This window comes from Aeromonas sp. R6-1, assembly GCF_040908165.1.
Classification (GTDB): Bacteria; Pseudomonadota; Gammaproteobacteria; order Enterobacterales; family Aeromonadaceae; genus Aeromonas; species Aeromonas caviae.
This window is the reverse complement of sequence record NZ_JBFODF010000003.1, coordinates 152,884-159,052: the sequence shown is the minus strand read 5'-3', so window position 1 is coordinate 159,052 and position 6,169 is coordinate 152,884. Positions and strand designations below refer to the sequence as shown.

Below are 6,169 nucleotides of genomic sequence, written 5' to 3'. Positions count from 1 at the left end.
GGAAGGCTGGCGTATCCATGATGAAGGTCCTTGCGGTGATGACCTACTTCCAGATTAGCCTTCCAACACATAATTGGGACAGCGCCATAAAAAAGCCCCGCTCATCGAGCGGGGCTTTTGCATTCTGGAGGGCGGGAGCAATCAGGCCTTCCAGGCTTTCCAGGTGTTGATCAGGCCGTTGGTGGAGCCGTCGTGGCTGGTGACGGCCTCATCGGTGCCCAGCTCCGGCAGGATCTTGTTGGCCAGCTGTTTGCCCAGCTCCACACCCCACTGGTCGAAGGAGAAGATGTTCCAGATTGCGCCCTGTACGAAGATCTTGTGCTCGTACATGGCGATCAGGGAGCCGAGGGTTTTCGGGGTCAGCTGCTTGAACAGGATGGAGTTGGTCGGGCGGTTGCCTTCGAACACCTTGAACGGCACCAGATCCTTGACTTGCTCCAGCGTCTTGCCGGCGGCCAGGAACTCGGCCTCCACCGCTTCCTTGCTCTTGCCGAAGGCCAGGGCTTCGGTCTGGGCGAAGAAGTTGGCCAGGAGCTTCGGATGGTGGTCACCGATGGGGTTATGGCTGATGGCCGGCGCCAGGAAGTCGCAGGGGATCAGCTTGGTGCCCTGATGGATCAGCTGGTAGAAGGCGTGCTGGCCGTTGGTGCCCGGCTCACCCCAGATGATGGGACCGGTCTGGTAGTCAACCGGATTGCCGTCGCGATCCACGTACTTGCCGTTGGACTCCATGTTGCCTTGCTGGAAGTAGGCAGGGAAGCGATGCATGTACTGATCGTACGGCAGGATAGCTTCGGACTCGGCACCATGGAAGTTGTTGTACCACAGGCCGATCAGGGCCAGCAGTACGGGCACGTTCTGCTCATAGGCGGCAGTGGCGAAGTGCATGTCCATCTCGAAGGCGCCTTGCAGCAGGGCCTCGAAGTGCTCGAAGCCGAGGGAGAGGGCGATGGGCATGCCGATGGCGGACCAGGAGGAGTAGCGGCCGCCGACCCAGTCCCAGAACTCGAACATGTTGTCGGTGTCGATGCCAAACTCGGCCACGGCCTTGCCGTTGGTCGACAGGGCGGCGAAGTGCTTGGCCACGTGAGCCTTGTCACCGGCGTGACCGAGGAACCAGTCGCGGGCGGTCAGGGCGTTGGTCATGGTCTCCTGGGTGGTGAAGGTCTTTGAGGCGACCAGGAACAGGGTGGTTTCCGGATCGATCTTCTTGAGCGTCTCGGCGATGTGGGTGCCGTCGACGTTGGAGACGAAGTGCATCTCCAGGTGATTCTTGTAGGGGCGCAGGGCCTCGGTGATCATGACGGGGCCCAGATCGGAGCCACCAATGCCGATGTTGACCACGTGCTGGATGGCCTTGCCGGTATAGCCCTTCCACTCGCCACCGATGACCTTCTCGCAGAAGCCCTTCATCTTGGCCAGTACGGCGTTCACTTCCGGCATCACGTCCTTGCCGTCAACCTCGATGGGACGGTCGGAGCGGTTGCGCAGGGCGGTGTGCAGTACGGCGCGCCCTTCGGTCATGTTGATCTTGTCGCCGTTGAACATGGCGTCGATGGCGCTGCGCAGATCGGTCTCGCCAGCCAGGTTCACCAGCAGCTTGAGGGTCTCTTCGGTGATCAGGTTCTTGGAGTAGTCGACCAGGATGTCGCCACCGAAGGTGAGGGAGAACTTGTCAAAACGCTTGGGATCCTGTGCGAACAGATCCTTGAGACGCATCTCCTTGTTGGCTGCAAAATGGGCTTCCAGTGCCTGCCAGGCCTGGGTCCGGGTTGGATTGATATTTTTCATAGGATTATCAGTCTTCCAAGTTGTGTTTGAACCTTGCAGGCAAGGCTCCCGCCAAACCTTATTATGCGAGCATTATACCGGGCACTCCGTGCGCCCCGTGTAACAGAGCATTACCAATTGTCTGCAACGAGGGAGTGTACAACCAAAACAGTGCGATTATGAGTCACCCAGTACCCCGGGATCTTGCGTTCGCGCATGCTTGTTCGGGTTGAAAAGGCTTTCATTTCAAGGGGAGCACGGCCGTGGCGCTGGAAAGCTGGCGTGACAGATAAAAGGGTATTCAACAGACGCTCATCGGACGGTTTTTTGAGCAGGCGCAAATGGCGGGCAACAGACGCTGGCTACCATATGAGCCGAATGGACGAGATCTCCCAGGGATGGCCAAGGTATGGAATCAATGGTGTGGAATGAGGAGATCGAGATGAAAGCCCTGTTATCCCTGTTTGCCCTGAGCCTGATCGCCACCGGCCTCATCGGTTTGCTGACCCTGACGCTGGCCAATGCGGCGCCGACGCTGGAGATCCGCGTGCTGGCGGTGATCGGTGCAGTGCTGGGGGGCTATGTGCTGATGCAGCCCCTGCTCAACCGGGTCGCACGTCGGCTGGGGTGAGAACACGGTGCGACCTGGTGCGCAAGACCGGCCTGTGGCCGGTTTTTTTCATGTCACAGAAGGCAGAAACGACAGTGCCAGCCCGAAGGCTGGCACTGGAGAACGCGCACCGAGGATCAATCCGCCGTCTTCTGCATGTGGACCACACGCTGGGGGAAGGGGATCTCGATGCCCTCGGCGTCGAAGGTGAGCTTCACCTTCTCGTGGAAGTCGAACCAGACACCCCAGTAATCACCGGTCTTGACCCAGGGACGCACCACGATGTTGACTGAGGAGTCGGCCAGCGCGGCAACGGCAATGGTGGCTGCCGGCTCCTTCAGGATGCGGGGCTCTTCGCTCACCAGCCGCTCCAGGATCTGTTTGGCCTTGCGCAGGTCGGAGCCGTAGCCGATGCCGAAGGTCATGTCGACGCGGCGGGTATCCATGCGCGAGTAGTTGACGATGGTGCCGTTGAGGATGGCGGAGTTCGGCACTACCACCATCTTGTTGTCACCCGAGGTGAGGGTGGTGGTGAAGAGCTGCACCGATTGCACAACGCCATTGGTGCCTGCCACCTCGATAAATTCCCCTGCCTTGATGGGGCGGAAGATGATGAGCAGGAAACCGGCGGCAAAGTTGGAGAGAGAGCCCTGCAGCGCCAGACCGATGGCCAGACCGGCGGCACCGATAATGGCGACGAAGGAGGCGGTCTGCACCCCGACCCGGCCCAGGGCGGCGATCACCACGAACACCAGGATGGTGTATTTGAGGATGCTGCCGACGAAGTGGGTGACGGTGGTGTCCAGCTTGCGGGTCTGCATCACCTTGACCACGCCACCGCTGAGAAGGTTGGCTGCAATGTAACCGACCAGCAGGGTGATCAGGGCGGCGGCGATGTTGACCGCATACTCGATGATCAGCCCCTGGTTGTTGGTCAGCCAGGTCTGTGCTTCGGTAATGATCTCGGGTTCCATAGGATGTCCTGTTGGTGTGAAGATTTATGGCAGATGAATCTAACATTTGAGCGCGACAAGCTGGGTCGCATCTGGTGCTTGTCTCTTCTTTTGTGCCACAAAAAGCAAGGGAGGCCAAGGCCTCCCGTTTTGTCACAACCCTGCTGGCGCAGGGACGCTGGGCATGTACGCACTCAGCTTTGCAGCAGCTGGCAGCGGATAAACTGCCACTGATCTTCAAACCCTGCGGTGGGTTTGATTGTGAGCTCGGAGCGGACGTGCATTGACTGATGCGGTCTGCTGGCTCAGCTTTGCAGCAGCTGGCTGCGGATAAACTGCCACTGATCTTCAAACCCGGCAGTGGGCTTGATTGTGAACTCGGAGCGGGACGTGCATTGGTTGATGCGGTCTGCTGGCTCAGCTTTGCAGCAACTGGCTGCGGATGAACTGCCACTGATCTTCAAACCCGGCGGTGGGCTTGATTTTGAACTCCGAGCGGACGAACTGGCTGATGCGGCCCTCGGTATAGGCCAGCAGCAGGTTGGCCAGCATGGTCTCGTCGAGCTGGAAGCCCTGGCCTTCCCGCAGCCGTTTCTCGCGCAGTACCTGCTTTATCTGGGTCTCCAGCTTGTCGAACAGAATGCTGATGCGATCCCGCAGCCGATCGTGTTCGCCCAGCAGGGCATCGCCATTGAGAATGCGGGTGATGCCGGGGTTGCGCTCGGCGAACACCAGCAGCAGCTGCAGTATGTGATGGCAGCGGGCCATGGTGTCCTTCTCTTCGGCCATGATCAGGTTGACCCGTGACAGCAGGGAATCCTCGATAAAGTCGATCAGCCCCTCGAACATCCTCGCCTTGCTGGGAAAATGCCGGTAGAGGGCCGCCTCGGACACGCCCACCTCGGCCGCGAGGCGTGCCGTGGTGATGCGCTGGCCCGGGCTGGTTTCCAGCATGTGGGCGAGTGCCTGCAGGATCTGATCGCGCCGACTCTGTTTCTGGTTACTGCTTGCCATGGATTCCCCTAAAAAACAATGGCTTGATTCTATTATTTGGCACGTGCCCCAGGGGGCCGTGTGGTCTTGTTATTGGCGACCAGAAGAACCAAACCCGCCTTCACCCCGTTCACTCTGATTGAATTCGTCGACCAACTGGAAGCTGGCCTGTACCACTGGCAGGATCACCAGCTGGGCGATGCGCTCGCCAGGCTGCATGGTGAAGCTGTCGTTGCCACGGTTCCAGACCGAGACCATCAACTGACCCTGGTAGTCGGAGTCGATGAGGCCGACCAGGTTGCCCAGCACGATGCCGTGCTTATGGCCGAGGCCGGAGCGGGGCAGGATGGTGGCGCACAGACCCGGATCCTGGATGTGAATGGCCAGCCCGGTCGGCACCAGCGTGGTGTCGCCCGGGGCCAGGGTCAGCGGGGCATCCAGCAGGGCGCGCAAGTCCATGCCAGCGGAGCCCGGTGTGGCGTAGGCGGGCAGCGGGAAGTCGGTGCCGATGCGGGCATCCAGGATTTTCAGTTCAATTTGTGTCGTCATGAATCTTTTTCAATTGGATCGCCTGGCGATCGGGTGGTACTGCAGGAGCCTGGGGCTCCCGGCATGTTCAATGGGCTCAGGGTCGATAATGGCGTGCAATCAGGGCGACAAGATGACGGGCGAGCGTCAGCTTATCGGCCAGGGGCAGGGCGGCTTGACCCCCTTGCCAGAAGACGGTCAGGGCGTTGTCATCGGCATTGAAGCCCTGGCCTGCACGGGACACATCGTTGGCTGCGATCATGTCCAGCCGCTTACGTCGAAGTTTGTCGAGGGCGTATTGTTCCACATCCACGGTTTCGGCGGCAAATCCGACGGTGAAGGGTTTGTCTGACAACGCCCCCACATCGGCGATGATGTCGGGGTTTTTGACCAGGGTCAGCTGCATCTGGTCGTTGTCGCCGGTCTTCTTGATCTTTTGCTCGGCCACCTGGGCGGGACGGTAGTCGGCGACGGCAGCGCAGCCGATAAAGAGGTCGCACTCACCGACCCGGCTCATCACTGCTTCGTGCATCTGCAGGGCACTCTCCACATCGATGTGGGTAACGCCGGCCGGGGTGGCCAGTGCCACCGGGCCGCTCACCAGGGTCACCTCCGCGCCCGCTTCGCGCGCGGCGCGGGCGATGGCGTAGCCCATCTTGCCGGAGCTGTGGTTGCTGATATAGCGCACCGGATCGAGCGCCTCGCGGGTCGGCCCGGCGGTGAGCAGCAGCCTGACGCCTGCCAGGAGCGGTTCGGCGGCGAGCTGCTGGCAGCAGCGTTCCACCAGTTCCAGGGGATCCAGCATCCGGCCCGGGCCCACGTCGCCGCAGGCCTGGCTGCCGGAGTCTGGCCCCCACAGCTGAATGCCGCGCTCGGCTAGGGTCTGAAGGTTGGCCTGGGTAGCGGCGTTGCGATACATCTGCTGGTTCATGGCTGGCGCCAGGGCGACAGTCGCTGGGGTGGCCAGGCAGAGGGTGGTGAGCAGCTCGTCCGCCATGCCGGCGGCCATGCGGGCCATCAGGTTGGCGCTGGCGGGGGCGATCAGCACCAGATCGGCCCACTTGGCCAGTTCGATGTGGCCCATGCCCGCCTCGGCAGCCGGGTCCAGCAGACTGTCGGCCACCGGGTGGCCTGAGACGGCTTGCAGGGTCAGCGGGGTGATGAACTCCTTGGCGGAGCGGGTCATCACCACTCGCACCTCGGCCCCCTGATCTTTCAGGCGACGTACCAGTTCGGCACTCTTGTAGGCGGCGATCCCGCCACTGACACCCAACAGGATGCGCTTATCGGCCAATCTCATCTGCTGCTTCTCTTC

6 protein-coding genes and 2 pseudogenes are annotated in these 6,169 nt (G+C 61.0%); 1 reads left to right on the top strand and 7 read right to left on the bottom strand.

Annotated elements, in window-relative coordinates:
- Positions 1-141: 141 nt before the first annotated feature.
- Positions 142-1,791 carry a glucose-6-phosphate isomerase gene (pgi, locus tag AB5Y68_RS01075; protein ID WP_039040994.1) on the bottom strand — a complete coding sequence of 550 codons (1,650 nt, stop codon included), beginning with the start codon at positions 1,789-1,791 and terminating at the stop codon, positions 142-144.
- Positions 1,792-2,212: 421 nt separating this feature from the next.
- On the opposite strand from pgi, the gene AB5Y68_RS01070 reads away from it, so the two are divergent.
- The gene (locus tag AB5Y68_RS01070; RefSeq protein ID WP_029314882.1) at positions 2,213-2,401 is read left to right on the top strand and encodes a hypothetical protein; all 189 of its coding nucleotides are present in this window, start codon (positions 2,213-2,215) and stop codon (positions 2,399-2,401) included.
- 116 nt (positions 2,402-2,517) lie between these two features.
- Here AB5Y68_RS01070 and AB5Y68_RS01065 read toward each other — a convergent pair whose 3' ends face one another.
- From AB5Y68_RS01065 to coaBC, 6 genes and pseudogenes are all read right to left on the bottom strand, one after another.
- Complete coding sequence (locus AB5Y68_RS01065; protein ID WP_039040993.1) at positions 2,518-3,354, bottom strand: mechanosensitive ion channel domain-containing protein; 837 nt, start codon at positions 3,352-3,354, stop codon at positions 2,518-2,520.
- A gap of 173 nt (positions 3,355-3,527) precedes the next feature.
- Positions 3,528-3,611: pseudogene (locus tag AB5Y68_RS01060) on the bottom strand (nucleoid occlusion factor SlmA); the annotation flags it as partial.
- 27 nt (positions 3,612-3,638) lie between these two features.
- Positions 3,639-3,740 (bottom strand): annotated as a pseudogene (locus AB5Y68_RS01055) (nucleoid occlusion factor SlmA); the annotation flags it as partial.
- A 10-nt stretch (positions 3,741-3,750) separates the two neighbouring features.
- Complete coding sequence (slmA, locus tag AB5Y68_RS01050) at positions 3,751-4,347, bottom strand: nucleoid occlusion factor SlmA (protein ID WP_010676117.1); 597 nt, start codon at positions 4,345-4,347, stop codon at positions 3,751-3,753.
- 69 nt (positions 4,348-4,416) lie between these two features.
- Positions 4,417-4,875 (bottom strand): dUTP diphosphatase, encoded by a 459-nt coding sequence (gene dut, locus AB5Y68_RS01045; RefSeq protein WP_010676116.1) that lies wholly within the window; start codon positions 4,873-4,875, stop codon positions 4,417-4,419.
- Positions 4,876-4,951: 76 nt separating this feature from the next.
- The gene (coaBC, locus tag AB5Y68_RS01040; protein WP_039040992.1) at positions 4,952-6,154 is read right to left on the bottom strand and encodes a bifunctional phosphopantothenoylcysteine decarboxylase/phosphopantothenate--cysteine ligase CoaBC; all 1,203 of its coding nucleotides are present in this window, start codon (positions 6,152-6,154) and stop codon (positions 4,952-4,954) included.
- Positions 6,155-6,169 lie beyond the last annotated feature (15 nt).

Bases quoted from the DNA above. Each gene is read 5' to 3' on its own strand.
- AB5Y68_RS01065 (WP_039040993.1), bottom strand. From the start codon at position 3,354: ATGGAACCCGAGATCATTACCGAAGCACAGACCTGGCTGACCAACAAC.
- dut (WP_010676116.1), bottom strand. From the start codon at position 4,875: ATGACGACACAAATTGAACTGAAAATCCTGGATGCCCGCATCGGCACC.
- slmA (WP_010676117.1), bottom strand. From the start codon at position 4,347: ATGGCAAGCAGTAACCAGAAACAGAGTCGGCGCGATCAGATCCTGCAG.
- AB5Y68_RS01070 (WP_029314882.1), top strand. From the start codon at position 2,213: ATGAAAGCCCTGTTATCCCTGTTTGCCCTGAGCCTGATCGCCACCGGC.
- pgi (WP_039040994.1), bottom strand. From the start codon at position 1,791: ATGAAAAATATCAATCCAACCCGGACCCAGGCCTGGCAGGCACTGGAA.
- coaBC (WP_039040992.1), bottom strand. From the start codon at position 6,154: ATGAGATTGGCCGATAAGCGCATCCTGTTGGGTGTCAGTGGCGGGATC.